The organism is Chitinophaga eiseniae (genome assembly GCF_012641265.1).
Lineage (GTDB): Bacteria > Bacteroidota > Bacteroidia > Chitinophagales > Chitinophagaceae > Chitinophaga > Chitinophaga eiseniae_A.
In genome coordinates this window covers 221,733-247,727 of sequence record NZ_JABAHZ010000003.1, presented here as the reverse complement: position 1 = coordinate 247,727, position 25,995 = coordinate 221,733, and the positions used below count along the sequence as shown (strand labels likewise).

Sequence of the window (25,995 nt, the reverse complement as noted above, 5' to 3'; positions counted from 1 at the left end):
AGCCAATTAGAGATTCGCATATAGGGTTTTACTAAGGACTGTTTCCACATTTTTTGACTAAAAATCTATATGTATAAATAGAAATTTACGAACTTATATGTTACTCCTTTCCCATCCTATGAAATCGACGAAGCAAGGTATGCCCCTTCGTATCTGCCTGTTTATGAAGAAGGTATGGTACCTGGCGATCATTTTTTCCCTCATCAGTGTTGGAGTATATGCACAGCAATTCCCGATAACTATTAACCCTACCGGGGGAACATCTGCCAACAGTGAACTGAAAATACAGATCAATGCCAATGGCACTTACCAGGTATTCCGGAAGGGGAACACGGAAACGGGATTTGAAGATTCCGGTGACTCCACTACCCTGGGAATAAAAACAGCTTTTAAGATAGAGAACTATTATACCCATAATCGCACGGAAAATCCGTTGCCCGTGACGTTTTGTGAAGCTTCTGACATTATGGGGACCGGTACCACAGCTGACCCGTATAAAGTTTGCCTTGTAGGAAAAGTATCCTATGCCGATGGTAGCACCGTGATTAACGATGCTACTGTATTAATGACCATCAGCTACGATCGTTCCAAGACCTATTTTCTCCTTGACTATACTTTTTACAATAACCTGATCGGACAGGAGGTACATCTCTTCCTGAGCGAATACCTGGCGATGCAGGACCCCCTGCCTCCGTCAGGCCCCATAAATGCCAATAATACCTGGGCGGTGAGCTATCGTTTGCCTGTAGCTTCCGCCACTCCCAGTGTAATAGGTTTTTATAGAAGTGCCAGCGGCGACAATAACATGGATCCCGCCGGCACTCCCGGACCACTGTCTCATACTTATCATGCTTACAATACTTTCAACTCTTTTTCCGCCGTATCATCATGGGATAGAGAGGCCACCAACGGGTTTAACCTGTTGAATAATTTTGATGGAGGTGGAAATAATCCGTCCAACAAAGGGCTGGGTGCTGAAGTGTATATGGGGCAAAAACCTGACAATGCCGCTATCGGAACCAGGGTAGCCATTGATTACGAAGATAATAAAGCTCCCACACAGATCATCCTCACCGGGGGAGACCCGCTCAGTACTGGTACTCAGCCTATTACCCTGTCTTTCGAAAAGGATTCAGTCAGTGGGGCTGAAAACAACAGCGGAAATATTTCCACCGCGGCTATCAATGTAAAAGTAGGAGCAGCCACGGTTATTAAAGCTCCATTATATATTAAAATGGAAGTGGCGCCACCAGCTGCCGGCGAACAGCATGTGGCGCAACAGGGAACAGACTACCTTTTTACCGGCGCTTACATGATTCCGGCAGGTACTTATGCTGCGAATCAGCTGATTCCGCTGCAGAATATCCGCATTATCGGAAATGATGTGCTGGAATATAACCGGCATATGACCTTCCGCCTGGTACCCATGCCCTGTAACCAGCTGGTAAAGATTTCAGGGAAAACTACCTGTACCTACACCATCGTAGACGATGAGCCAAGAAATATCACCCTGAGCGCACCTGCAAAAATCCTGGAAGGTACCGGTAACAATATGCGGGTAACCCTCCCTCCCGGCGTATTTGCTTCAGAACCAGCCACGGTGGACCTGACATTAGACGCAGGCACGGTAGCCACTGAGTTAAAAGATTTTACGTTTCCTCACCAGGTTACTATTGCCAAAGACTCTAACGGTGTAAATATTCCGATTGTGGCAGTAAAGGATAGCGTACTGGAAAATGACGAACTCATAAACTTCAAGGCGACGGCAACTGTAATGGGGCAGGTGCAAACAGCTACCAAATCCTTGCTGATACAGGATGCTACGCGGTTGGATGCTACCCTTACCACCATCTCCCTGACAAAAGACGCACCAGCCCTGTTAAAGGAACCATACAATGGACAGGTGGTAGCTACGCTGCCATTTAACGTTACTACCGATATCCCCATCGATATTACACTTACCCGGGATAATGCCTCCATCGCTACCGTAGATGACTATACATTACCCGGTACGGCACAGATTCCAGCAGGTGGACATAATGTTCCCATTCCATTTACTATCGTAGATGACAGTAAAATAGAAGGTACGGAGTCACTTATTTTAGCCATTACCGCCACTGATCATATAGCCGGAACTACTTATACTGCCGCGCCAGATACCACTCAAATACTGGATGCGCAGTTGCCGATGACCGCACCGATCGTATTGCATCTTTCTGCCACCGCTATTAATGAAGGAACATCTGCTAATGTGTGGGCAGAACTGCCAGCAAGCCTGTCCACCCAAATCCCGGTTAAAGTGAAATTTGCCCGTGGAGGATCTTCTACCGCTGCCACCAGTACTTATGACTTTCCGGTAGATTCGGTGACTATTCCCGCCGGGACTACCATTTCTAATAAAATCAATATCAACACCACCACCAACCTGGTATTTGATGATACCCGCGACCTGGTATTGGTAGGCTGGACGCCCGATAACGGTATCCTGGTAAAAGACAGCCTGAAGCTGACCATTACCGATGCCACCGATGCTACGCAAAAGAAACTGGTAGTAGCGCCGATGAGCTATCACCTTAATGAAGACGACAGCACCCGCTTCACCATTGCCTTACCCGCCGGTTACACTTCCGCTAAAGATGTAGTGATCAACCTGGGTATAGGCGCTGGAACGGAAGCAGCAGCGACTGATTATACCCGTTTACAAACCAGTATTAAACTGCCTGCTGGTACGGCTTCTCCGTTTACCACCCAGTATGCGGTCATTGCTACCACGAAAGATAAGATCATAGAGAAAGATGAGCGCCTGGCCATTACGGTGGCTGCTGCTGGTTATACGGTAGCTGATACGGCGATGATCATCGATGACGTTACCCGCAGAACGGCGGCTAATACGGCTATCACTTACACCTTACCTGCCGGTGGTGTAAATGAAAACACGACGCCTGCGATCAACTTTAATTTGCCAAGTGGTGTTACTACAGAGATACCGATTAAGATATCCCTGCCATCTAATGTAGCCACGGAAACGGCTACCCGTGGCACAGATTATGTCCTGCCCGCCAGCTTCACATTTAGCAGTGGCGGCACCGGTTCAGCTACCCTGGATGTGAAAGCCGACAACCTGGTGGAAGATGTGGAAAAGATCAGCATCACGCCAGCCGCGAGCGACGACTACGGTACGGCTACCTATACTTTTACGCCTGCTTTATTTGACCTGAATATTAATGACGCGCAATATCCTTTCCCTGCCGGCGATTCCGTACTGCTGACCAGCGTACCGGACACCGTATTGGAAGGAAATAATGTACAGATCACGGCGACCTTCCCGCATGGCTGGATAGCCGGCAAAGACTGGATGATCACCCTGGCGAAAGATGCGGTGAAATCAACTGCGGCTGATAGTCGCCATGGTGCAGTACCCGCGAGCATCACCATCACTAAAGCATCTAACTCCGGTACGGCTACTTCTACGGCGTTTAATACCACTACCAACAATGTATTTGATGATGATGCCACCCTTATAGTAAATGGCAATGCAGGCAATACCAACATGCCAGCTAAGGCTGCCAGCGTATACATTAAGGACAATACCAACCCGGCGCAAAAGAAACTGATCGTAGCACCGGTGAGCTATCACCTCAATGAAGACGACAGCACCCGTTTCACCATTGCCTTACCAGCCGGTTATACTTCCGCCAAAGATGTAGTGATCAACCTGGGTGTAGGCGCTGGCACCGAAGCAGCAGCGACTGATTATACCCGTTTACAAACCAACATTAAACTGCCTGCTGGTGCGGCCTCTCCGTTTACCACCCAGTATGCGGTCATTGCTACCACGAAAGATAAGATTATTGAGAAAGATGAGCGCCTGGCCATTACGGTGGCTGCTGCTGGTTATACGGTGGCTGATACGGCGATGATCATCGATGACGTGACCCGCAGAACGGCGGCTAATACGGCGATCACTTACACCTTACCTGCCGGTGGTGTAAATGAAAACACAACGCCTGCGATCAACTTTAATTTACCAGCCGGCGTAACTACGGAAATACCGATTAAGATATCTTTACCATCCAATGTGGCTACGGAAACGGCTACCCGCGGCACGGACTATATCCTGCCCGCCAGCTTCACGTTTAGCAGTGGCGGCACCGGTTCAGCTACCCTGGATGTGAAAGCCGACAACCTGGTGGAAGATGTGGAAAAGATCAGCATCACACCAGCCGCAAGCGACGACTATGGTACGGCTACCTATACCTTTACGCCTGCTTTATTTGACCTGAATATTAATGATGCACAATATCCTTTCCCTGCAGGCGATTCCATACTGCTGACCAGCGTACCGGACACCGTGCTGGAAGGAAATAATGTACAGATCACGGCTACCTTCCCGCATGGCTGGATAGCTGGTAAAGACTGGACGATCATCCTGGCGAAAGATGCTGTGAAATCAACTGCGGCTGATAGTCGCCATGGTGCAGTACCCGCGAGCATCACCATCACTAAAGCATCTAACTCCGGTACGGCTACTTCTACGGCGTTTAATACCACTACCAACAATGTATTTGATGATGATGCCACCCTTATAGTAAATGGCAATGCAGGCAATACTAACATGCCAGCTAAGGCTGCCAACGTGTACATTAAAGATAATACCAACCCGGCGCAGAAGAAACTGGTAGTAGCACCGGTAAGCTATCACCTCAATGAAGACGACAGTACCCGCTTCACCATTGCCTTACCCGCCGGTTACACTTCCGCCAAAGATGTAGTGATCAACCTGGGCGTAGGCGCTGGCACGGAAGCGGCAGCAACTGATTATACCCGTTTACAAACCAGCATTAAACTGCCTGCTGGCGCAGCTTCACCGTTTACCACCCAGTATGCGGTCATTGCTACCACGAAAGATAAGATCATAGAAAAAGATGAGCGCCTGGCCATTACCGTGGCTGCTGCTGGTTATACCGTAGCTGATACGGCGATGATCATCGATGACGTGACCCGCAGAACAGCGGCTAATACGGCTATCACTTACACCTTACCTGCCGGTGGTGTAAATGAAAACACGACGCCTGCGATCAACTTTAATTTACCATCCGGCGTAACTACAGAAATACCGATTAAGATATCCCTGCCATCCAATGTAGCCACGGAAACGGCTACCCGCGGAACAGATTATGTCCTGCCCGCCAGCTTCACGTTTAGCAGTGGCGGCACCGGTTCAGCTACCCTGGATGTGAAAGCCGACAACCTGGTGGAAGATGTGGAAAAGATCAGCATCACACCAGCCGCGAGCGACGACTATGGTACGGCTACCTATACCTTTACGCCTGCTTTATTTGACCTGAATATTAATGATGCACAATATCCTTTCCCTGCCGGCGATTCCATACTGCTGACCAGCGTACCGGACACCGTGCTGGAAGGAAATAATGTACAGATCACGGCTACCTTCCCGCATGGCTGGATAGCCGGTAAAGACTGGATGATCACCCTGGCGAAAGATGCGGTGAAATCAACTGCGGCTGATAGTCGCCATGGTGCAGTGCCTGCGAGCATCACCATCACTAAAGCATCTAACTCCGGTACGGCTACTTCTACGGCGTTTAATACCACTACCAACAATGTATTTGATGATGATGCCATCCTTATAGTAAATGGCAATGCAGGCAATACTAACATGCCAGCTAAGTCTGCCAACGTATACATTAAGGATAATACCAACCCGGCGCAGAAAAAACTGGTAGTAGCATCGGTAAGCTATCACCTCAATGAAGACGACAGCACCCGCTTCACCATTGCCTTACCAGCTGGTTACACGTCCGCTAAAGATGTAGTGATCAACCTGGGCGTAGGAGCGAGCACCGAAGCAGCAGTAACTGATTATACCCGTTTACAAACCAGCATTAAACTGCCTGCTGGTGCGGCTTCTCCGTTTACCACCCAGTATGCTGTTGTTTATGCCGCTAAGGATAAGATTATTGAGAAAGATGAACGCCTGGCCATTACTGGCACAACCGCCACTGGTTATACCGTAGCCGATACAGCGTTAATCATTGACGACGTGACCCGCAGAACGGCTGCCAATACTGCGATTACGTATACATTGCATGCTACTGGTGTAAATGAAGGCACCACACCTGCGATCAACTTTAATTTACCAGCTGGTGTAACTACGGAAATACCGATTAAGATATCTTTACCTTCCAATGTGGCTACGGAAACGGCTACCCGCGGAACAGATTATATCCTGCCCGCTAGCTTCACGTTTAGCAGTGGCGGCACCGGTTCAGCTACCCTGGATGTGAAAGCCGACAACCTGGTGGAAGATGTGGAAAAGATCAGCATCACACCAGCCGCAAGCGACGACTACGGTACAGCTACCTATACCTTTACGCCTGCTTTATTTGACCTGAATATTAATGATGCGCAATATCCTTTCCCTGCCGGCGATTCCGTACTGCTGACCAGCGTACCAGACAGCATCAACGAAGGCGGTAGCGCTGTTATCACTGCTACCTTCCCGCATGGATGGAAAGCAGGAAAGAACTGGCAGATCAGTTTACAGAAAAACGATCCAGCCTCAACTTTCCCCACAGCGCGCCTGTCCGGATTGCCAGCTACGATTACGATCTTGAATAACCAGTCATCTGGCAATAGCGGCGCCATTGCTACTACCGTTAGCCCGCTGTTGGACGACGAAGGAATAATCGTGGTGGATGGTAATAAAGGAAATGCCCAAATGCCGGCAACTACTACCGCTATTTATGTAAAAGATATCACGCAATTGCAACCAGGCGCCCGGAAGATTATGCTCACACCGGATGCTACCCTGGTACCGGAAGGTAATAAGGTAATGGTAACAGTATCTACCCCTTACGCCTCTACGAAAGATGTGACTATTCAGCTGGCAGTTGACAACAGTCAGACTACCGCCGGCAACCCAGCGGACTATACGCTGTCTGCTACTTCCTTTGTACTGCCGCATGGCCAAACCACGGCTACTTTTGAACTGCTGCAAACCAAAACCGACCAGGTACTGGAAACAGATGAAACGGTAACCGTAAATGCTACCGTAAATGGTTACACGGTAAATAACCTGCCATTGAAAATTAAAGACCTGACAAGAGCGAATGCCGCCAATCTTCAGTTAAATGTAACCTTCTTCAAATCACCATTGGTAGAAGGCGACAGTGGCGCCGTGACAATCAGCCTGCCAACCGGCATTACTACCGTTGTGCCTATCAATATACAGTTACCTCAAACAGGAGGTACCGCAGAAGCAGGACTGGATTATGTACTGCCTGCCAGCGTTACCCTGAGCAATGGCAACAGTGTGGTGACCAGCCTGAAAATTAAAAACGACAATTTCACAGAAGGGCCTGAAACCATTACGCTGTCGCCAGCGGCATCGGACGGTATCAGCAGCTACACCATCGCGGTACCTACGCTTACCATACAGGATGATCCGCATCAGTACCCGTTGCCGGCGCCTGTTGTTATCAACAGCACTTTGGCAACTATTGATGAAGGAGGTACCGGGGCTTCGCTGAGCGTGCAGTTGCCCAATAACCTGCAGGCCGGTAAAGATATCGTAGTACATATTAATAAGGACAATACGCTGAGTACAGCGGTGAATAGCGACCATAATGCGTTGCCATCTCCTTATGATATTACTATCAAAAAAGGAAGTAACATAGGTACTAACGCCTTTGTATTGCAGGCATTAAGTGATAAGATACTGGAAGATGATGAAACCGTGGTGTTTACAGGTAATATTACAGATCCGGTTTTCAGCGCCAGCGTTGTAAAAGATACCACCATTACCATCAAAGACAGAACGCATGATGATCCAACCACCGGCTTTATCCACCTGACGGGCATTACGCCGGGAACACATGTACTGGAAGGCAATACCTACAAGATGAATGTGAGCCTGGCGCCTGGCGTTACCTGTGGAAAAGACCTCACCGTAATGCTGAACACTGGTAGTAAGTCTGTAGCCACAGTAGCTGATTTCGATAACCTGCCGGCAACTGTAGTAATTAAAGCAGGTGATCCGGGAGTAGATTTCTCGTTCACCGCTAAGACAGATTTTATACTCGAACAACCGGAAGCATTGTGGATAGTAGCCGAACCACAACATTTTGTGGGTATGAAAGGTGATTCTATGGCTGTGACAATTGATGACGCGACCAGGCTGGATCCGGAGAACCTGAAAGTAACCATGCGTATTGACTCTTCCATTGTTCATGAAGGCAGTGGCAGTGCAGTTACTATCGGGTTTGCTGCCAGCCAGATTACCTCTTCGGAAGATGTGGTGATCAATATCAATAAGGATATCACTTCTACTGCCGACAATGCTGACTATAGCGGTATCCCGGCGCAGGTAATATTAAAGGCGGGTACGCACAATGAAGCTTATCAACTGAAGATAACAGATGACCAGGTACTGGAAGGAGATGAGCAGCTGCAATTTGCTGTTCAGCTGGGTACCGCAGGATATACGGCCGTACAACCAGGCATGGTGTTAATTCCTGAAACCGGCGATATGCGGGTGTTGCTGCAGAAAACTGCCGACGCCGCAGAACCAGCTACCAATGGCGCTTATACACTGAAGTTGCCAGGTAACCTGACCGCTGCTTCCGATGTAAAAGTAGTGTTCTATGTAAGCAGCATCCTGGGTACCACCAATATTGCACCGATACAAACATCTGCTGTTATACCGGCTGGGCAAAACAGTATATCCGTGCCCGTAAATGTGATAGATAATAAAGTTATTGAGGGAGATGAACAGGTGCGTATATCGCTGATGCTGGCCCAGATGAAGCGATTTGGCAAAAATATAGCGCTGGATGTGGATGATAAAGATACCGTGACCTTAACCGTTCACGATGACGAAAGTAATTCCGCTGGTCGCCAGATGGCCATTACCAAAACAGCCGATGCATCTGAACCTGCTACACCGGGATATTTCCGGGTACAGTTTACAGATACGCAGTTATCGGCCGCCAAAGATGTGAATGTATATTATACCATTGGCGGTACAGCGGTAGCCGACAGCCGTTACCAGAAATTGAGCGGAACCGTATTAATTCCGGCTGGTCAACATGGCGCTGATATTAAGGTAGATCCGATTGACAATAATATTGTGGAGGGAGATGAAAACGTGCAGGTGCAACTGGCCACAGTTACCAGCACGATACAGGGCGTAACCTGGCCATTATCTGCCAACACAACGGCCGACGTGGTGATTCACGATAACGATACCCTGATGGTAGAAATATCTACCGCTCAAACAACTGTTGCCGAGGGCGCGGCTATACAATTCACCCTGCAATCACCTTCCACTGCGGCACATGACGTTCCGATCCGGATACAGATAGCCCAGGATGCCGCCCGTACGTTTACAGCCGGTGAGGGCACGGTGAATGGCAATATCGTTACCATTAACATGCCGGCGCTGACTAAGCAACATACGTTCACCATCACTACCAGCGATAATGATATCAATGACGACGATGGGTATCTGAAAGCCAGCATCCTGCCATATTTGCCGGCTTCCAGCTCGCTGATATACAAACCAGGCGTAAAAGATACCGCCAGGGTGGAAGTAACGGACAACGATCCATTAACACTGGTATTTGCTGCCGATAAGTTCAGTGTGAAAGAAGGTAATATGGGAGAAAATACACCACTCTACTTCAATGTACAACTGAGTCGAAGAAGTTCCCGTCCTATTACCATCAACTATGACTTTGAGGAATCTACCGATGGCGTTTCCTTCCCATTCATGGACTTCAGGGCTACACCAGGAAAGGATTTCGATAATACGATCAAACAAACGGTGATAGCGCCGATGCAGACCATCGGGCAGATAGCGGTAAACATTATCGGGGATACCACCTTTGAGCAGAACGAAACATTTATTGTGAGAATGAAAACGGTGACTGTGCCTTCTGGTCAGCATACGCCAACGATTGCCAGTCCAGATAAAGCCACCGGCGTTATTCTCAATGATGATGCCATGTGTAAAACCTGTGATACAGATGGAGATGGCCTCACAGATGAACAGGAGGATATCAACAAAAATGGTGATCCGTTTGATGATGACACCGATGGAGATGGTATTCCGAACTTCCTGGACCTGGATTCTGACGGCGATGGCGTACCTGATTCGGTAAGTAAGTACAACCTCGACCAGAACAGGAATATTGACTACCTGGATGGTAAAGATGGTAAGATCCGCGTACATCCTGCTGTTTCGCCAAACAACGATGGACAGGGTAACGATGCGATGTATATCGAGAATATTGAGAAATATCCGAATAACGAGGTAGTGATATTTAATCGCTGGGGTGGTACGGTGTTCAAGCTAAAGAACTATGACAACAAGTCCAATAATTTTAGAGGAAAAGCCAACGCGGGTGGTAATGTAGGAAATGATGTGCCGGACGGTTCTTATTTCTACAATATTGAAATCACTACGCCGGAAGGCAAAAAGGAACGCTATACCGGGTTTATAGTCATAAAACGGTAATGGACCTACGAAACAACAATCAATAAGATGTGTTTGACAAAATATTTAAGCTGATACCTATGAATAAGCGTCTTATGAAAGCTTTAGGGATTGCGATCTTATGCTGGTGCTGCAGCTTGCAGGCGATAGCCCAACAGGAACCGTTGTACTCGCAGTATATGTTCAATGGTATGGTTATTAACCCTGCTTATCCATCTATGGACGAATCATCGAGCCTTACAGCAGTGGGTCGTAATCAATGGGTGGGAGTAGATGGCGCGCCAAAAACTGCCACGGCTTCGTTTTACACGCCTATTAAGGCTACCAATACCAGCTTTGGCGTGTCGCTGATGAATGAAAAGATTACCGTTAACTCCCAGACCCAGGTTAACTTCAACGTATCTCAACGGGTAAAGCTGAATGAGAAAATTTACCTGGCGCTGGGACTGAAAGGCGGAATATCCCAATACCGGGAAGACAACTCTTCCTTATCCACTTCGGATCCCACGTTTGCCCATAACCAGAGTTATATGAAAAGTGATGTGGGGTTTGGTTTTATGGTGTTTACTGACCGGTTCTTTATTGGTATATCTTCACCCACTTTCAAAAGTTTCGACTTAGGCAATAGTGTGAATAAAGTAGTAGTGGCTTCGCATTATTATCTCCAGACAGGTTACCTGATCGACATTAATGATGCGGTAAAGTTAAAGCCCAATGTTTTATTAAGGCAGGTAAAGGGGGCGGGGTTACAGTACGACCTGAATGCCAATATCCTGCTAAAGAACATTGTGTGGCTGGGTGCGTCCTGGCGTTCGGAGAAAACAATGACCGGCCTGATACAAGTTCAGGCTACCAAGAACCTGCAGATTGGCTACTCTTATGATACGCCAATGCAGTCGAACCTGAAGGGCGCGCAAACGGTATCCCATGAGTTGATGGTGAATTATCGTTTCTCCTGGTCGAAGTGGAAAGTGGTAGCGCCGCGATATTTCTAATTTAATTAAATCAAGAATAGTATGCGAAAGTTTAATTTCTATTCCCTCATACTTTTTCTGAGCATTGTTTCCCTGTTTGTTTCCTGTAGTTTCGTAAAGGATCATGTGCAATTGGGGGGCTTGGGGAGTATGGCTAAAGCAAAGCGTGCAGAACGCCTGTATAAGAGACAGGAATATGCCGGGGCCATCTCACTGTGTAATAGTGTGATCAATAACGGGGCTTCTGAAGAAGTATCACGCCGGGCTAAATTTACCTTAGCCAGGGTGTATTTTGAAACAAGACAGTTTGAAAAAACAATCAGCTTATACGACGAACTGCTCTATAAGCCGGAGAAAGATATCCTGGTGACCGATGTAACCAATTACATCGACCTGCTGAAACGTACCGGGAGGGTAGCCAAGGCGCAACAGCTCAGCGATGTGTATGCCCAAAGCTATAAAGACAATGCCCGGTTTACCAACCTGCAGGCTTCGCTGGTAGACTACTACCAGTTCTTTAACCGCGATTCTATGGCCAATATCCGGGTAGACAGTTTGCGGTTAAACTTACCTGGTTACCAATATGGGCTGGCCTTATACCAGGATAATATCGTTTTTCTCTCCAACGATTTTAAGAAAAAGGACCAGCAAACCTTCTACACCAACTCCAGGCTGTACCAGATTTCAGAAGACGGTATAGAACCGTTTAATAATAGCCTGAGAGGCGTGTTACAGGTAGGTCCGGCCTCTTTTTTTGATAATGGCAGGAAGGTGATTTATACCTCCAACCGGTTTACCGATGTAAAGAATGATAAAAATTCTTACATCAACTATAATAACGGTACCCAGCTATTATCGGCGGTTTACCAGCCGGAACACGATGTTTGGAGCAAACCGGTACCTGTAAAGCTGGGAAAAAATTCAGCATCTTACTCTTTCCTGCATCCATCAGTTGCACCGAACGGTAAACGTTTGTACTTTGCATCCGATATGCCTGGTGGCTTCGGCGGAACAGACATATACTATGCTGACTGGGATAAAGAGGAAAAGCGGTGGAAAGCGCCTGTGAATATGGGCCCCCAGGTAAACACCAATGGAAATGAGTTATATCCTTTCGTCATCGGGGAGCAGTTGTTCTTTTCTTCCAATGGCCTTCGTGGCTTTGGTGGGCTGGACATCTTCGTGATCAACATCAAAAAGCCGGAAGAAGGCACCGTGCATTTGCCTTACCCGGTAAATACACAGTTTGATGACCTGAATCCCGTCCTGGACGAAAAGAAGCTATTATTATATTTTACATCAGACCGTTCAGGCGCACATGATAATGATCATATTTATGTGTTAAACCTGAAGAAAAATCCTTTGAAACAGCTGGACCTGCCTTATCCCGGCAAGCCAGTAAAAGAAGACGATAGAGTGCCTTATACCATGAACCAGGCGGACGGCCGTCAACAGCTGACTTTAGTAGGTGATAAACGCTATGATAACCAACCTGTGGAACAACAGGTGGTGACTCCTGCTGTAGTAAAGCCTGCCACCATGGCGGCTGCGGAGCCGGAGCGTAAGGTGATTGAATATACTAACATTACCGACAGCTCTCCTGAAATGATTCCCTGGCAGAATACCAGTCCTGCTACCAGCCAAACCGTTACTTCGACTACGGGCAGCGTGCCAGCAACGGCGCCTGTTTATACCAGCGAGGCCGCTTACAGCAGCCCCGAAATGGTTTCCTGGCAGCGATCTGCCGGCTATCCGGCAGCTAATAACGGAAAAGCGTATACGCTGCTCACTGACAGCACTGTAAAAGCGCTGGAAATGTTATGGCGGATTCCAGGCGTTATCTACTATGATCTTAATTCCTATGTACCACAGGACCAGGAATGGCGTAAGATCGATTCTATTTTCAAGGTTTGGAAGGCCAATCCCCACAGAATAATACTGGTGAACGGGCATACCGATATTATCGGAACGGAAAAGTACAACCTGTCACTTTCCAGGAACCGTGCGATGTATATACAGGAATGCCTGCTGAGCCGGGGGGTGTATCCGGACAAAGTCAGGATCAATTATTTCGGGTCTACCAAACCGGTGTGGGTAGCTACTCACTATAGCCTCGCGGGCAACCGGGATGCTTTTATCCAGTTACAGGGAGTGAACAGGCGCTGCGAGATCCGGATTTTATAAACTTTTTATCGGTTATTTTTTAGCGTATATCAAACTAACACAAATGAACAAGATCTCTTCACTAATGCTTTTACTGGCGCTTGGCTCACAAGCCTTCGCACAGGAAATGCCTGTAGTGTTTAACAAGAGCTTCAGTGGTCCCAAGAACCAGTATAAGAAACTGGCTATTGCAGACAACAACGCTATTGTTGCTATCGGCGGGGGAACAGATAATGGGTGTATCACCAAATTATCTTCCACAGGAAACCTTATTTACAATGCCAAACTGAATAAAGGCGGGCTGGTAGCTTACCAGGACATGCTTTTATTACCCAAGAATGAGCTGGTGGCCGTGGGCGGCGGTACCATTGCCTATGGTAATGCCCGCATCACCAAGTTGTCGGCTACCGGGGAAGTAATATTCGACAAAAGCATCGGGAATGGCCAGGGCGGCTATTTTACCCGGGTAATTGTAGACCGTCATGGTAACTACATTACCGTAGGGGTAGATGGGAGCAAGCCTGCACAGGCCCGTATCACCAAAATGACGCCGGATGGCCGCGTAGAATTCGATAAGGGATTTGGCGCCCATAACGTATTTACTAATGTGCTGATAGATGAAGATGAGAACATTGTTGCTGTAGGTGGCGACGTGGGTGATGGACAAGGTAAAGCTTACATGGTAAAAGTAAATGGTAAGGGAGAAAAGCAATTTGAGCTTTCTTTCGGTAAGCCAGGCGCTATTTTCGAAAAGATGCTGCTGCTGGAAGATGGCGCTATACTGGCTATGGGCGGTGGCGCCTATGGTACCGGCAATGCCAGCCGTATTGCAAAAGTAAACGCAGAAGGACAGGTAGTATTTGACAAAGAATACAGCACCGTAGATGGTAAATTCAACGCCATCAAAGTAAATGACCTGGGACAGATTTTTGCCTGTGCAGAAGAAAAAGATAAAGGCCGCATCGTGAAGCTGCGTCCTGATGGAACAGAATTGTTCAACAAGGAAACAGACGCTGCATTATACGCCCTGGAAGTAGGTAAAAATGGCAAGGTAGTAGCTGCAGGCGGTAACATCACCAACAACACCGGTAAGATCGTAAAATTACTGCCCGATGGAACTACCGTGGTAGATAAAAACATGGGTTCCGTTTTTCAACATTTATTATTGACAGAAGACGATGAAATCTGCGTAGTAACCCGGGAAGGTTACCGCATGATTAAAGTAAGTCCCGATGGTGAAATGATGTTCGACAAACAGCTGGGTAAATACGATGCAAAAACATCGCTGGCTTCCCTGCTGATGAGCCCTTCTGGCGAAATCATTGCTGCCGGTGGTGGCGATGAAGACGGCAACCGTATCATTAAGATCAGCCATGGCGTTTCTATCAACGATATCGCCGTATCTGAGCCGCTGAACGGTTTATCCAATGCTACGCTGACCATTACGTTATCCGGCTTTTTGAGAAGTAATGGTGTTCGTACTCCCGTTAATGTACACTATAAAACCATACCTCACAAAGGTAGTGCTGGTGCGGCCGATTTCGATGTTACAGAAGGTACCATCTCTTTTGTGCCTTCCGAATTTGCAGCAGGTGCTATTATCTCCAAAAGCATACAGATACCTATAAAAAGTGATAACCTGCTGGAAGGTAAAGAAGCTTTTCATGTAGAAATACTAGACGCTTCCGACCTCTACCTGACCAAGGCCAAAGGCGAAGTAACCATCCTCGATCAGCCAGCCATGGTGAAGTTTATAGGTGGTAGCAACGGTGCAGAACCTGGTACCGATGTGGTATTTTCTGCCGGTTTATTTAAGAGAGATAATACGCCATTGATCAACGCCACTTCTAAGCCCGTTCGCCTGACCTATAAGTTTGGCAATGGTACCGCTTTGCCTGGCGCCGACTTTGTAAGCAGTATTAAAGCGCCTTTCGCGATTGATAGCGGCGCCACTACTGCCAGCCTGAATGTAAAAGTGAAAGACGACAACCGTTTTGAACTGGCTGAAACCGTGGTACTGGTATTGAGCGAAATCAAGGCAGAAAACGAAGCGGTAGTAGGTTACAACGGAGACGTTACCTCTATTTCTGCTTCCCAGTACATACAGGATCAACCAGCTTATATTACCCTGGTTAAGCTGACAGATGCCAACGAATCTGCCACTGCCCCGGTAAGTATGTTTAAATGTATCCTGGTAAAAGCTGCTGACCAATCTGTACAAACCAACTGTACAGGTAGTGATATCAACATCTTCTTCGGTGTTGACTCTACCAGCACAGCTGCCTATGGTAAAGATTATGTTATCATGAACGGCGACATGGTGAAAATTACCGGTGATTGTGCGTTCAGCGAAACGGATATCCAGGTAGCACTGGTAAACGACCGTGTAAAGGAACCAGATGCACAGGTAGTTGTGAAGCTGCGTGATGCTACCGCAGCCAGCAATGCAGGGATGCTGAAAATTTCCCCTGAGCTGAAGCTCAACAAAGCCATAGCCGTTATCCACGATGATGATAATGACGAAGGCACCGTGCTGACAGCCAAATAATAACGGCTTGGATCAATAACCGATATACGCGCTTCAGGCACACCTACATTCCCGCATAGTTTACTATGCGGGAATTTTTTTTGCATTCATGTCCAGAATTTCCGTTTTAGAGCAGATGCTATGAGTTTTTTGTCTTATAAAAGAGAACGATATATGTTAACGTATTGATAATTAATAGATGTTTGTAAGAAATGCCTAAATCAGTGGTTATCAGCAGAAAATTTCCGGGTATGATCAAAATGAACGCTGCTATTGTTCAACATTTGTGGCATGAAAACGGTCATCTCTACGCTATTGGGCTGCTTGTTGGCGATATCTGTAACCAACGCGCAACAAATAACAGCCGCACAAAAATTAGTATTTACCACCAGTGAAGATTCCCTGAATGCGGGAGTTGCCAAAAGTAAAACAGTAATCTCTGGTTACGGATCCGCCTATTATCAGCGAAATTTTAATGAGCAAATGTCTTTTGCCACCCTGGAGCGGGCGGTATTATTTGTAGGACATCAGTTTAATGCCAGGATAGCCTTTTTCAGCGAGTTGGAACTGGAGAACGCCAAAGCCGGAATAGGACAGGAGAACAACGGATTTACAGGAGAAATAGCTTTTGAACAGGCTTATCTTCGCTTCAATCTGAATCCCCGTCAGTACCTGGTAGCAGGGTTGTTTACTCCCCGTATCGGGTTACTGAATGAAAATCACCTGCCCGTTAATTTTAACGGCGTAGAACGTCCACTGGTAGAGCAGCTGGTTATTCCCGCTACCTGGCGGGAGCTGGGAGTAGGCTTTTACGGGCGTTTGCGCAACTTGCCTGTCAACTATAGCGTTGCGTTGGTAAACGGTCTGGATGCGTCTAAATTTAACCATGGCACTGGTATCAAAGAAGGACGGGCAGAAGGACAGGGGGCTTTTGCCAACAACCTGGCCATCACTGCGGCATTGCAGTACTACTGGAAGGACTTTAAATTCCAGGTATCGGGTTATGCCGGTGGCACTAACGGCCTGAATAAACGTAAATCGGATAGCCTGGCGCTGAGTTACGGGATGGCCGCACTGCCATTGTATCTTGGCGAAGCGGATATACAATATGCGCGCAATGGTTTTGCTTTTAAACTCCTGGGTACATCTATCTCCTTCCCTAAAGCGTCGGACATTAATAAGGCATATGCCAGCAATACCAGTAAAGGCATGTATGGCGCCTATCTTGAGGGAGCTTACAACCTGTTTGAAAGAAGCCGCCGTATGGAAGGGCAGCAGCTGAATGTGTTTGCCCGCTATGAAATGTTTGACCTCAACAGCGCTACCCCGGCAAATGCTATTTACGATGGTACCGAAAAGCAACAACACCTGATAGCCGGTTTCAGTTACCTGCCTATTCCAAACGTAGTGATCAAAGCCGATGTAAGACTGATGCATACCGGAGATGAAAACCCCGACCTGGTCATTAATCCCAGTCCCAACCGCATCCCCTACAAAACCAATAATTCTTTCCTCAATATAGGTATCGGTTATTCTTTTTAATGTTCAAATCTTAATGATATGAGTTCGCTGAACAGAAGAAATTTTCTAAAAGATACCTGCAAGGCTTGCCTGGTAGGGGCTGTAAGTCTTTCTATGGTCGATTTCCTGGAATCATGCAGCACCACTAAAAGCTATCGGGCGGCTATGAATGGTAACCAGGTAGAAGTACCCCTGAATATTTTTGATGCCGCACCGCTGCAGGTGGTAAGCCCTAAAAATTATGCTTACGAAATAGCGGTGCGTAAACTGCCGGATCAGTCGTATGAAGCGTTGCTGCTCCGTTGCACGCATCAACACAATCCATTAACGCCTACCGGCAATGGCTACCTGTGCACCGTGCATGGCAGCCAGTTTGATAAAGAGGGCCATGTTAAAAAGGGCCCCGCTGCTACGCACCTGCTGCAGCTAAAAACGGAAATCCGGCAAAGCAATCTCATTATTCATGTGTCATAACCTCTTATTGATATGAAGTATATACAAACCGCACTGATAGGATTTGCCTTAACAAGTCTTATGTCCTGCGCCAAAAGCGATAAACCCGATACAGGAACTAGCACAGATTTTAATACCCTGAAGACTAATTTTATTGCTGATTTTGTTAGTAAAACTGCTATACCAGGGTACGCTGATCTGGCCGCAAAATCAGCTACTTTCAATGATAAGGTGACCATTTTAAAAGGAGCGCCTACGGAAGATAACCTGGCCGCTGCCAAGCAGGCATGGCGTGATATGCGCAGTACCTGGGAGCAGTGCGAAGGGTATTTATTCGGCCCGGTGGAAGACGACAACCTCGATCCCAGCATGGACACCTGGCCAGTGGATAAAACTCAGCTGGACGCCGTGCTTAACAGTAATAACCAATTGGAACTGGAAGATGTTGAAAAGCTGGCCGATGCCTTAAGAGGATATCATCCTATCGAATACATTTTATGGGGTGCAGATGGTAAACGCCAGGCGAAAGATGTCAATGCCCGCGAAATGAAATATATTACCAGTCTTACTGCCGATCTTAAAAATATCTGTAACCGGCTGGCTACCAGCTGGACGCCGGCAGGAGGTAACTATGGCAACAAGTTACTCACCGTAGGAGCAAACGGTAACCCGTATACGAAAAAACAGGATGTAGTCATCGCTATTGTGGATGCCATGAAAGGTATTTGTGATGAGGTGGGCAGCAACAAAATGAAAGCACCCTTCGATGAAAAAGATGGGACCAAAGTGGAATCTCCTTTCAGCGGTAATTCCGTTACCGATTTTAAGAATAACATAGTTGGTGCATATAATGTATACACCGGTACTTTCCTGGGTAGTAAAGGAGTGGGCTTAGACCAGCTGGTCAATGCAAAAAATGCGGCGCTCAACAAAACGATCCAGGAGAAATTCCAGGCAGCTATCACGTCCTTCAACGCTATTACCTTACCCTACGAAAAGGCTATTCTCGATGCCGGCGGGCAGCGGGTACAATGTCAGAACACCATGAATGCCATCAATGCGCTGGCAACGGTATTGGATACTGACCTGAGGGATTTTGTAGTTAAAAATATCACTGATTAAACGGGCAATGCAAGCGAAGAAAATTTACGTGGTGGCGTTAGCGCTGACCATGCCGGTATGGCTGATGATGTGCAGGAAAGCGGATGCATTTGATGAAAGTGGCTACGATCCCCGGTTGAGCGGGGGAGCTTCCACTTTTTTTGATATTACCAGCAAAGCATTTGGTCATGTTATCCCGGGTCTTACCGAATATGATCAATATATACATAGCCTGGGTGATGAACAGTCGGACCAGACTTTCGTAGCTGCGCCGGCTCCACTCAACAGTGGGTTGGGGCCTATTTATAATAATGTGAGTTGTAAGAGTTGTCATCACAATGATGGAAAGGGAAATCCAACTACGGGGATAAATACTTCTTCCATGCTGGTACGTGTAAGCGTGCCCGGTAGTGATGAACATGGAGGCCCGGTGCCGGTGCCTGGATTTGGGTTACAGATACAGGATCTGGCTATTTTTGGCCGGCAACCGGAGGCGAAAGTGGGTATTACCTATACGGATGTCAACTACATTTATCCAGATGGCACCATTACCGTATTACATAAGCCGGCATATCAACTGGTAAATCCTTATCAGCCCTTGCCTGGGAGCGTGTTATTATCGGCCAGGATGGCGCCGCCATTCTTCGGCCTGGGCTTGCTGGACCTGATTCCGGAATCGACCATTACGGGTTTTGCTGCACAGCAGGCCAGCGACAACAGGGGCATCAGCGGACGGCCTAACTATGTGTATGACCCGGTAGAAAAGAAAATGATGTTGGGACGTTATGGCATGAAAGCGAATACGGCAACCTTGCTCACACAGGTAGCGGCCGCTTATCAGCAAGACATGGGCATTACCAGCAGGGTATTCCCGAAAGAAAGTGCAGATGGGCAAGCCCAAAATGCAGGACGTGCAGCAGACCCGTTGCTGGCGGATACCATCCTCGATGCAACAGTATTTTATATTAAAACGCTGAGTGTGCCTGCCCGTAGAAATACCACCGACCCGGCCGTGAAGCAGGGAGAGGTATTATTTGCCCAGACAGGATGCGCCAGTTGTCATATTCCTACCATTCAAACGGCAACGGATGTACGCTTTAAAGCGCTGAGTAATCAACGTATCCACCCTTATACCGACTTGCTGTTGCACGATATGGGAGCTGGTTTGGCAGATAACCGCGCTGATTTCCTGGCCAGTGGCAGCGAGTGGAAAACCCCGGCTTTGTGGGGAATTGGTTTGTTTGAAAAAACAAATGGGATTCCTTACTATTTGCATGATGGCCGTGCCAGAAGCTTACCGGAGGCCATACTGTGGCATGACGGGGAAGCTGCTGCCAGCCGGGATGAATATGTGAAGCTCTCCGCGTTTCAACGGGATAACCTGGTGGCTTTTTTGAAATCCCTTTAAAGATTAATAAGTTAAAAAGCAGTATCTTTTATATTATAATATAAAAGATACTGCTTTTTTTATACCGGGGAAATCCGGGATTTAGCGCTACCCGTATATAACCATAGACAAGTAATTTTGATTTAAAAGAGTTGTGTCTTTTAATGGTTAACTTGGGAATAGCCTGGTATATCCTTACCGGGCTTTTTTATGGTAATGGTTTCCGCATCACATAGTCTTCCATCAGGTAGCCCTTTCCGATGTCTGTATTTTTTTCTTTATATACGCTGAATCCCTGCTTTTCATAGAAGCGTTTTGCTTTATTGAACCGGTTCACATCCAACTCCAGGATGTTGGCTCCGCGGGCCTTTACCTGGTCGGCTACTGTCGACAGCAGCATTTTACCTACGCCTTTTCCCTGGTAGTTAAGGTCGAGATAAATTTTATGCAATTTGAAAATACCGGGTGTGTCAGTGGCACTGTAGGAAGCAAAACCGATCGGGTAATTGTCGTCCTGCAGGATGATAAACTGGTGTTGCAGGGCATTGATTTGTTTTTCGAGCGCGGCGGTGCTGTACATCATCTCCAGCATATACTCGATTTGTTCCGGGGAGAGGATAGCCTGGTAGGTAGGTCGCCATATCCTGTTGGTGAGGTCCTGTATAACAGGAATATCATTTACCGTTGCTGACGTTATCTGGTACATAGTAGCTGGTGTTATAAGGTGCTGTCTTCTTTCAGTATGTTTTCGATAGTTTGTTCGAGTTGTTCCAGTGGGGTAAATCCCCGGGCACAGAGGTAAAGTTGTTTACCGGTATCGAGGATAGCGGCGGGGAAGCCGGTAATACCCCAGTTTTGGATCAGCTGGAATTCCTGGTGTGTTTCGTAGCGGTAATGTTCCTGGTGCAGGCGATCAATGAATTCATCTTCCGGCAGGCTGAATTTTTTTATCAGTGTGCGGTAGGTGGTGTCCTGGTTCAGGCTTAGCCCTGAATAATTCAATGCCACCTGCATATCATGCGCAAAGCTGATGGCGTTTTCCGGCTGGTATTGTTTGAAAACGGTTAATGCGATACTCGGTTTTTCCGAATCCATGATTTCGGCAGAAGGCAGTAATTTTTCCAGGAAGGCTGTTCCGAATTTCACGCCGGTCATGTTTTCCACATTGGTATGTTCCCGTTGAATATAGGCGGCCATCGAGGAAAACGGGTGGCGGTTGTCACCGATGATCATCCCCCCGGAGAGGATGTCGAAGGTCATGTTTCCGTTATTGCGTTCCTGTAACTGTTGTATAACGGGGGTAAATCCGTAGCACCAACCGCACAGTGGATCGTAGATATATATGAGCCTCATGGTGTTTTTTTTCAAAGGTACGGGAAAGCGTAAAACGATGAAAGCGAATGGGGCTGTTGGGAGATAGTATCCGCAGCGCTCATTCGCTTTCCGCAATTGACGTCTCTGGCCGTCAGCTTTCTATATGCTGTTGTCCGCGTTCATGTATTTCCTTCGACAGGCGGGCATCCTTTCGTATAGCCCTGATGGATAGCCGTATGGCAAAGATGAGCGTTATCACGGAAGCGCCCATCAGGAAGATATTATTACCGAGAAACAGGAAGAAATCAAAGCTGCCATGGAAGAATATGGCAATTAACAGCCCCCTGAACAGCAGGTTGCTGCTGCGCTGTGGTATAAATTTGGCCAGGCCGGTGTAATAGCCCATCAGTATGGCGAAGGTGGCGTGTGCGGGTACAGAGAGGAACATACGTGCCACCCCGGTGCCCAAGCCATATTGCGCTACGTAGGCAATATTTTCGAGGGTAGCGAAGCCCATTCCAATCATTACGGCGTATACGATGCCATCGAGTGGCTCATTGAATGCTTTTTTGGGGTAGGCGTAGAGGAGGAGGACCATGAATTTGGCCAGTTCTTCCGATAATCCCACAATACCATAGGCAAAAGCTGCGGTGCCGAGTATGGTACCATTGTTTTCGCGCCAGCCCATGACAGCTGCCAGCCCTTGTATTACGAGTGGAAAAACCACGCAGCCCATTCCCAGTAAGAAGCTTTTTATGAGCAGGCCGGTAGGTTCGCGGTCATATTTATCTATCAGGTAAATAAACAGGCAGATGGCAAAACCTGGAGCCACGGCCAGTGCCAGTAGCATCATGGAAGCATATTTTTTTGTTGTCTGCGTTGCTGCAGGTAATTATCCAGCATGTCAACAGTGTAACTGCTTAGATTGTTTGCTTTGGTGATGCCTCCTTTCTGGGCGGCCAGGGCGCCATAATGAATATCCTTAAATCCGCCGATGCTGTGGGCATCGGGATCAATAGAGATGAGTACTTTTTTCTCGAGGGCATAAGGTAACCAGGTCCAGTCGATATCGAGGCGACGCGGATGTGCATTGAGTTCAATGACTACCTGGTGTGCAGCGCAGGCATCGATGATGGCTTTATGATTAACGGGGTACCCGCTTCTGCTGAGGAGCAGGCGACCGGTCATATGTCCGAGTATCGTAGTGTAAGGATTTTCGATGGCCTTCAGCAAACGCGCCATGGCTTTTTCTTCTGTCATTTTGAGATTGGAATGCACAGAAGCAATGACGAGGTCAAATTTTGCCAAAATTTCATCGGGGTAATCGAGGGTACCGTCGTTGAGGATATCGGCTTCTATGCTCTTAAAAATGCGGAAGGGAGCCAGTTTTTTGTTCAGTTCCTCAATCTCTGCATGTTGGGCGGCTATTCTCTCAATGGAGAGGCCATTGGCGTAGAAGGCGGAGCGGGAGTGATCGCTGATCACGAGGTATTCGAATCCCTGTGCTTTGGCGGCGAGGGCCATTTCTTCCAGGGAAGATTCACCATCGCTCCAGTTGCTGTGGGAGTGTATAATGCCTTTGATATCGGCGGCGGTAATGACTTCGGGGAGCTGGTGTTCGCGGGCCAGGGATAATTCCTGGTGGCCTTCCCGTAAGAAGGGCGGAATATAATCCATGCCGGCTGCGGAAAAGATGGCTTCTTCTGTGCTGGCGCCGGATAGGAAGGCGGCGCCTCCTGCGGCGTTGAACTTATCGATAAAGGCTGCACTACCGGTAGTAGCAAAGAGCTGGGCGTAAAAGTCGCCCGTGTTGCAGCTATGGGTAATGATTTTCAGTTTTCCATCGAGTTGCCATACCAGGTGTTGACCATTATCGGTAAGGAGGGAAAATCCGGGCAGGGTGCTGAGTTGTGCCGTGATGGTGGCGGCGGGGGCAGCTATTAAAAATTCGATTTCATCGATGATGATACTATGGCGGCGGAAGGCCCCTGTAACTGATACGTTGGCTGGCGCCAGTAATTCCTGCAGTTGTTTTTCCAGGTTGTGGCCAATGGTGGCAACTTCTGCATAGAGGAAGCGGTGGCGGTTAGCCAGATAGAATTCAATGTTTTGTTTTACGCTTTCCTGGGTTTTGGCGCCGAACCCTTTGAGGAGCATGAGGCGGTTTTCGTTACAGGCATAGAGTAGTTCTCCCATCGATTCCACTTCCAGTTCTTTCCAGATGGTGGCTATTTTTTTGGGTCCCAGGCCTTTGATCTTCATGATTTCCAGGATGCCGGCGGGGGTTTTTTCCAGGTATTGATTGAGCAGGGGAAATTGCTGGGTGTCCAGCATTTCGAGTATGCTTTTACCGGTAGATTCCCCGATGCCTTTGATCCGGAATATATCTTCGCGGGAGGTGTCTTTGAGTTGGGAGGGCAGTTTTTCTATGGTAAATGCTGCGCTGGCGAAGGATTTGGCTTTAAAGCTATTTTCCCCGTGTATGTCCATGAGTTTGGAGAGCAGGGAGAAGTTATCTGCAATTGAGTAATTGTCCATGAGGTAAATTTAAGGCAAAAAGAGTATGCCTTAAACAAAAAAGATCCTGGCCATATAGCCAGGATCCTTATAACTACATTTTGTAATTCCGATCTTAGTTAGCCGGAGCTGAAGGTGCAGCTGGAGGAGTAACAGCGGCTTTTTTAGGAGCAGCTTTCTTCTTAGCAGCAGGTTTCTTAGCAGCAGCTTTCTTTTTAGGAGCAGCTTTCTTAGCAGCGGCTTTTTTAGGAGCAGCTTTCTTAGCAGCGGCTTTCTTAGGAGCAGCTTTCTTCTTAGGAGCGGCTTTCTTAGCAGCAGCTTTCTTAGGAGCGGCTTTCTTAGCAGCAGCTTTTTTAGGAGCGGCTTTCTTAGCAGCAGCTTTTTTAGGAGCGGCTTTCTTAGCAGCAGCTTTTTTAGGAGCAGCTTTCTTAGCAGCAGCTTTTTTAGGAGCGGCTTTCTTAGCAGCAGCTTTTTTAGGAGCGGCTTTCTTAGCAGCAGCTTTTTTTGGTGCAGCTTTCTTAGCAGCTGCTTTTTTAATTGTTGCCATTGTTTTTTGAATTTGGGTTAGTAAAAAAATTGGGTATTAAAAAAAACTTTATGGCTAACACTGATTAGGCTTCTGCCTGAGCAGTGGTGTCAAATGCTTTAACAGAAACGTAAGTCTTGTTTTCGCGACCTTTTCTGAATTCAACCACACCGTCTGTCATTGCGAAAATGGTAAAATCTTTACCAACGCCTACGTTTTGACCGGGATGATAAACTGTACCTCTCTGGCGAACAATGATGTTACCAGAAATAGCAGGTTGACCACCGAAGATTTTTACTCCCAGCCTTTTGCTGTGGGAGTCACGGCCGTTCTTTACACTACCTTCACCTTTTTTATGTGCCATTGTATAGTTACTTTAACTTTGTCTAATAAAAAAATTTAGCTTAAAACGAATTAAGCTATTTCATTGATTTTGATTCTTGTAAAGTGGGTACGGTGACCAACTTTCTTTCTGAAGCCTTTTCTTCTCTTCATTTTGAAAGCGATAACTTTATCACCCTGAACATGAGCCAGAATCTCTGCTTTTACTACTGATTTTACATCAGTGCCTACGGACAGCTTACCAGCATTATCTGTTAACAGTACATCGGAAAACTCCACTTTGTCTCCAATATTTCCTTGTAACTGCTGTACAAAAATTTCCTGGTCTTTTTGTACTTTAAATTGCTGACCTGCGATTTTTACAACTGCAAACATAATTATCCAAAATATAATTTCCGCAAAAGTAACCTTTTGTTTTCTAATAGACAAAGTTTTTCGGTCTTTTTTAATTCACAATGTATAAACACGTGTAGAGAACCGTTTAAAGCTTAATCATTTCAAAGATACATACTTTCTTGAATTTTAAATTATTTTAACAAATTGTGTGAGCCCCCTATGGAACCGTAACTTCCCTATCTTCCTGCTATTCAGCGATCTTACAAAAACAGCCCATCTGCTGTGCAAACCAACGCAATTTTATATACTTTTGTC

At 47.1% G+C, this 25,995-nt stretch carries 15 protein-coding genes; 8 read left to right on the top strand and 7 right to left on the bottom strand.

All coding sequences use genetic code 11. The annotated features are described in order from the left end of the window. Window positions 1-118 precede the first annotated feature (118 nt). From HGH91_RS14800 to HGH91_RS14765, 8 genes are all read left to right on the top strand, one after another. The gene (locus HGH91_RS14800; protein ID WP_168739387.1) at window positions 119-10,540 is read left to right on the top strand and encodes a Calx-beta domain-containing protein; all 10,422 of its coding nucleotides are present in this window, start codon (window positions 119-121) and stop codon (window positions 10,538-10,540) included. Window positions 10,541-10,599: 59 nt separating this feature from the next. After that, window positions 10,600-11,514 (top strand): type IX secretion system membrane protein PorP/SprF, encoded by a 915-nt coding sequence (locus HGH91_RS14795; protein WP_168739385.1) that lies wholly within the window; start codon window positions 10,600-10,602, stop codon window positions 11,512-11,514. A gap of 21 nt (window positions 11,515-11,535) precedes the next feature. Next, the gene (locus HGH91_RS14790) at window positions 11,536-13,677 is read left to right on the top strand and encodes an OmpA family protein (protein WP_168739383.1); all 2,142 of its coding nucleotides are present in this window, start codon (window positions 11,536-11,538) and stop codon (window positions 13,675-13,677) included. A gap of 43 nt (window positions 13,678-13,720) precedes the next feature. Then, on the top strand, window positions 13,721-16,204 hold the full coding sequence (locus HGH91_RS14785) for a Calx-beta domain-containing protein (RefSeq protein ID WP_168739381.1): 2,484 nt from the start codon (window positions 13,721-13,723) through the stop codon (window positions 16,202-16,204). 270 nt (window positions 16,205-16,474) lie between these two features. Next, window positions 16,475-17,725 carry a hypothetical protein gene (locus HGH91_RS14780; RefSeq protein WP_168739379.1) on the top strand — a complete coding sequence of 417 codons (1,251 nt, stop codon included), beginning with the start codon at window positions 16,475-16,477 and terminating at the stop codon, window positions 17,723-17,725. Between the two features lie 18 nt (window positions 17,726-17,743). After that, window positions 17,744-18,178: a ubiquinol-cytochrome c reductase iron-sulfur subunit gene (locus HGH91_RS14775; RefSeq protein ID WP_168739377.1), complete on the top strand. Its 435-nt coding sequence runs from the start codon at window positions 17,744-17,746 to the stop codon at window positions 18,176-18,178. A gap of 12 nt (window positions 18,179-18,190) precedes the next feature. Continuing rightward, window positions 18,191-19,279: an imelysin family protein gene (locus HGH91_RS14770; protein ID WP_168739374.1), complete on the top strand. Its 1,089-nt coding sequence runs from the start codon at window positions 18,191-18,193 to the stop codon at window positions 19,277-19,279. A 7-nt stretch (window positions 19,280-19,286) separates the two neighbouring features. Beyond that, on the top strand, window positions 19,287-20,666 hold the full coding sequence (locus HGH91_RS14765; RefSeq protein ID WP_168739372.1) for a di-heme oxidoredictase family protein: 1,380 nt from the start codon (window positions 19,287-19,289) through the stop codon (window positions 20,664-20,666). A gap of 187 nt (window positions 20,667-20,853) precedes the next feature. Here HGH91_RS14765 and HGH91_RS14760 read toward each other — a convergent pair whose 3' ends face one another. The 7 genes from HGH91_RS14760 to rplU all read right to left on the bottom strand — a co-directional run bounded on the left by HGH91_RS14760 (window position 20,854) and on the right by rplU (window position 25,773). Beyond that, window positions 20,854-21,351: a GNAT family N-acetyltransferase gene (locus HGH91_RS14760; protein WP_168739371.1), complete on the bottom strand. Its 498-nt coding sequence runs from the start codon at window positions 21,349-21,351 to the stop codon at window positions 20,854-20,856. Between the two features lie 11 nt (window positions 21,352-21,362). After that, window positions 21,363-21,998 carry a DsbA family protein gene (locus HGH91_RS14755; protein ID WP_168739368.1) on the bottom strand — a complete coding sequence of 212 codons (636 nt, stop codon included), beginning with the start codon at window positions 21,996-21,998 and terminating at the stop codon, window positions 21,363-21,365. Between the two features lie 112 nt (window positions 21,999-22,110). Next, entirely contained in the window at window positions 22,111-22,812 is a 702-nt protein-coding gene (locus HGH91_RS14750; RefSeq protein WP_168739366.1) for a PrsW family intramembrane metalloprotease, read from the bottom strand. Beyond that, window positions 22,809-24,497 carry a DNA polymerase/3'-5' exonuclease PolX gene (locus HGH91_RS14745; protein ID WP_168739364.1) on the bottom strand — a complete coding sequence of 563 codons (1,689 nt, stop codon included), beginning with the start codon at window positions 24,495-24,497 and terminating at the stop codon, window positions 22,809-22,811. Before HGH91_RS14745 ends, HGH91_RS14750 begins: the two co-directional genes overlap by 4 nt. A 94-nt stretch (window positions 24,498-24,591) precedes the next feature. After that, window positions 24,592-25,023 carry a histone H1-like repetitive region-containing protein gene (locus tag HGH91_RS14740; protein WP_168739363.1) on the bottom strand — a complete coding sequence of 144 codons (432 nt, stop codon included), beginning with the start codon at window positions 25,021-25,023 and terminating at the stop codon, window positions 24,592-24,594. Between the two features lie 64 nt (window positions 25,024-25,087). After that, window positions 25,088-25,366 (bottom strand): 50S ribosomal protein L27, encoded by a 279-nt coding sequence (gene rpmA / locus HGH91_RS14735; protein WP_168739361.1) that lies wholly within the window; start codon window positions 25,364-25,366, stop codon window positions 25,088-25,090. Window positions 25,367-25,416: 50 nt separating this feature from the next. Beyond that, window positions 25,417-25,773 carry a 50S ribosomal protein L21 gene (gene rplU, locus HGH91_RS14730; protein WP_247651752.1) on the bottom strand — a complete coding sequence of 119 codons (357 nt, stop codon included), beginning with the start codon at window positions 25,771-25,773 and terminating at the stop codon, window positions 25,417-25,419. Between the last annotated feature and the right edge of the window lie 222 nt (window positions 25,774-25,995).

Excerpts from the sequence above, each read along its gene's own strand:
- HGH91_RS14800 (WP_168739387.1), top strand. The coding sequence starts at position 119 with ATGAAATCGACGAAGCAAGGTATGCCCCTTCGTATCTGCCTGTTTATG.
- HGH91_RS14795 (WP_168739385.1), top strand. The coding sequence starts at position 10,600 with ATGAATAAGCGTCTTATGAAAGCTTTAGGGATTGCGATCTTATGCTGG.
- HGH91_RS14790 (WP_168739383.1), top strand. The coding sequence starts at position 11,536 with ATGCGAAAGTTTAATTTCTATTCCCTCATACTTTTTCTGAGCATTGTT.
- HGH91_RS14785 (WP_168739381.1), top strand. The coding sequence starts at position 13,721 with ATGAACAAGATCTCTTCACTAATGCTTTTACTGGCGCTTGGCTCACAA.
- HGH91_RS14780 (WP_168739379.1), top strand. The coding sequence starts at position 16,475 with ATGAAAACGGTCATCTCTACGCTATTGGGCTGCTTGTTGGCGATATCT.
- HGH91_RS14775 (WP_168739377.1), top strand. The coding sequence starts at position 17,744 with ATGAGTTCGCTGAACAGAAGAAATTTTCTAAAAGATACCTGCAAGGCT.
- HGH91_RS14770 (WP_168739374.1), top strand. The coding sequence starts at position 18,191 with ATGAAGTATATACAAACCGCACTGATAGGATTTGCCTTAACAAGTCTT.
- HGH91_RS14765 (WP_168739372.1), top strand. The coding sequence starts at position 19,287 with ATGCAAGCGAAGAAAATTTACGTGGTGGCGTTAGCGCTGACCATGCCG.
- HGH91_RS14760 (WP_168739371.1), bottom strand. The coding sequence starts at position 21,351 with ATGTACCAGATAACGTCAGCAACGGTAAATGATATTCCTGTTATACAG.
- HGH91_RS14755 (WP_168739368.1), bottom strand. The coding sequence starts at position 21,998 with ATGAGGCTCATATATATCTACGATCCACTGTGCGGTTGGTGCTACGGA.
- HGH91_RS14750 (WP_168739366.1), bottom strand. The coding sequence starts at position 22,812 with ATGATGCTACTGGCACTGGCCGTGGCTCCAGGTTTTGCCATCTGCCTG.
- HGH91_RS14745 (WP_168739364.1), bottom strand. The coding sequence starts at position 24,497 with ATGGACAATTACTCAATTGCAGATAACTTCTCCCTGCTCTCCAAACTC.
- HGH91_RS14740 (WP_168739363.1), bottom strand. The coding sequence starts at position 25,023 with ATGGCAACAATTAAAAAAGCAGCTGCTAAGAAAGCTGCACCAAAAAAA.
- rpmA (WP_168739361.1), bottom strand. The coding sequence starts at position 25,366 with ATGGCACATAAAAAAGGTGAAGGTAGTGTAAAGAACGGCCGTGACTCC.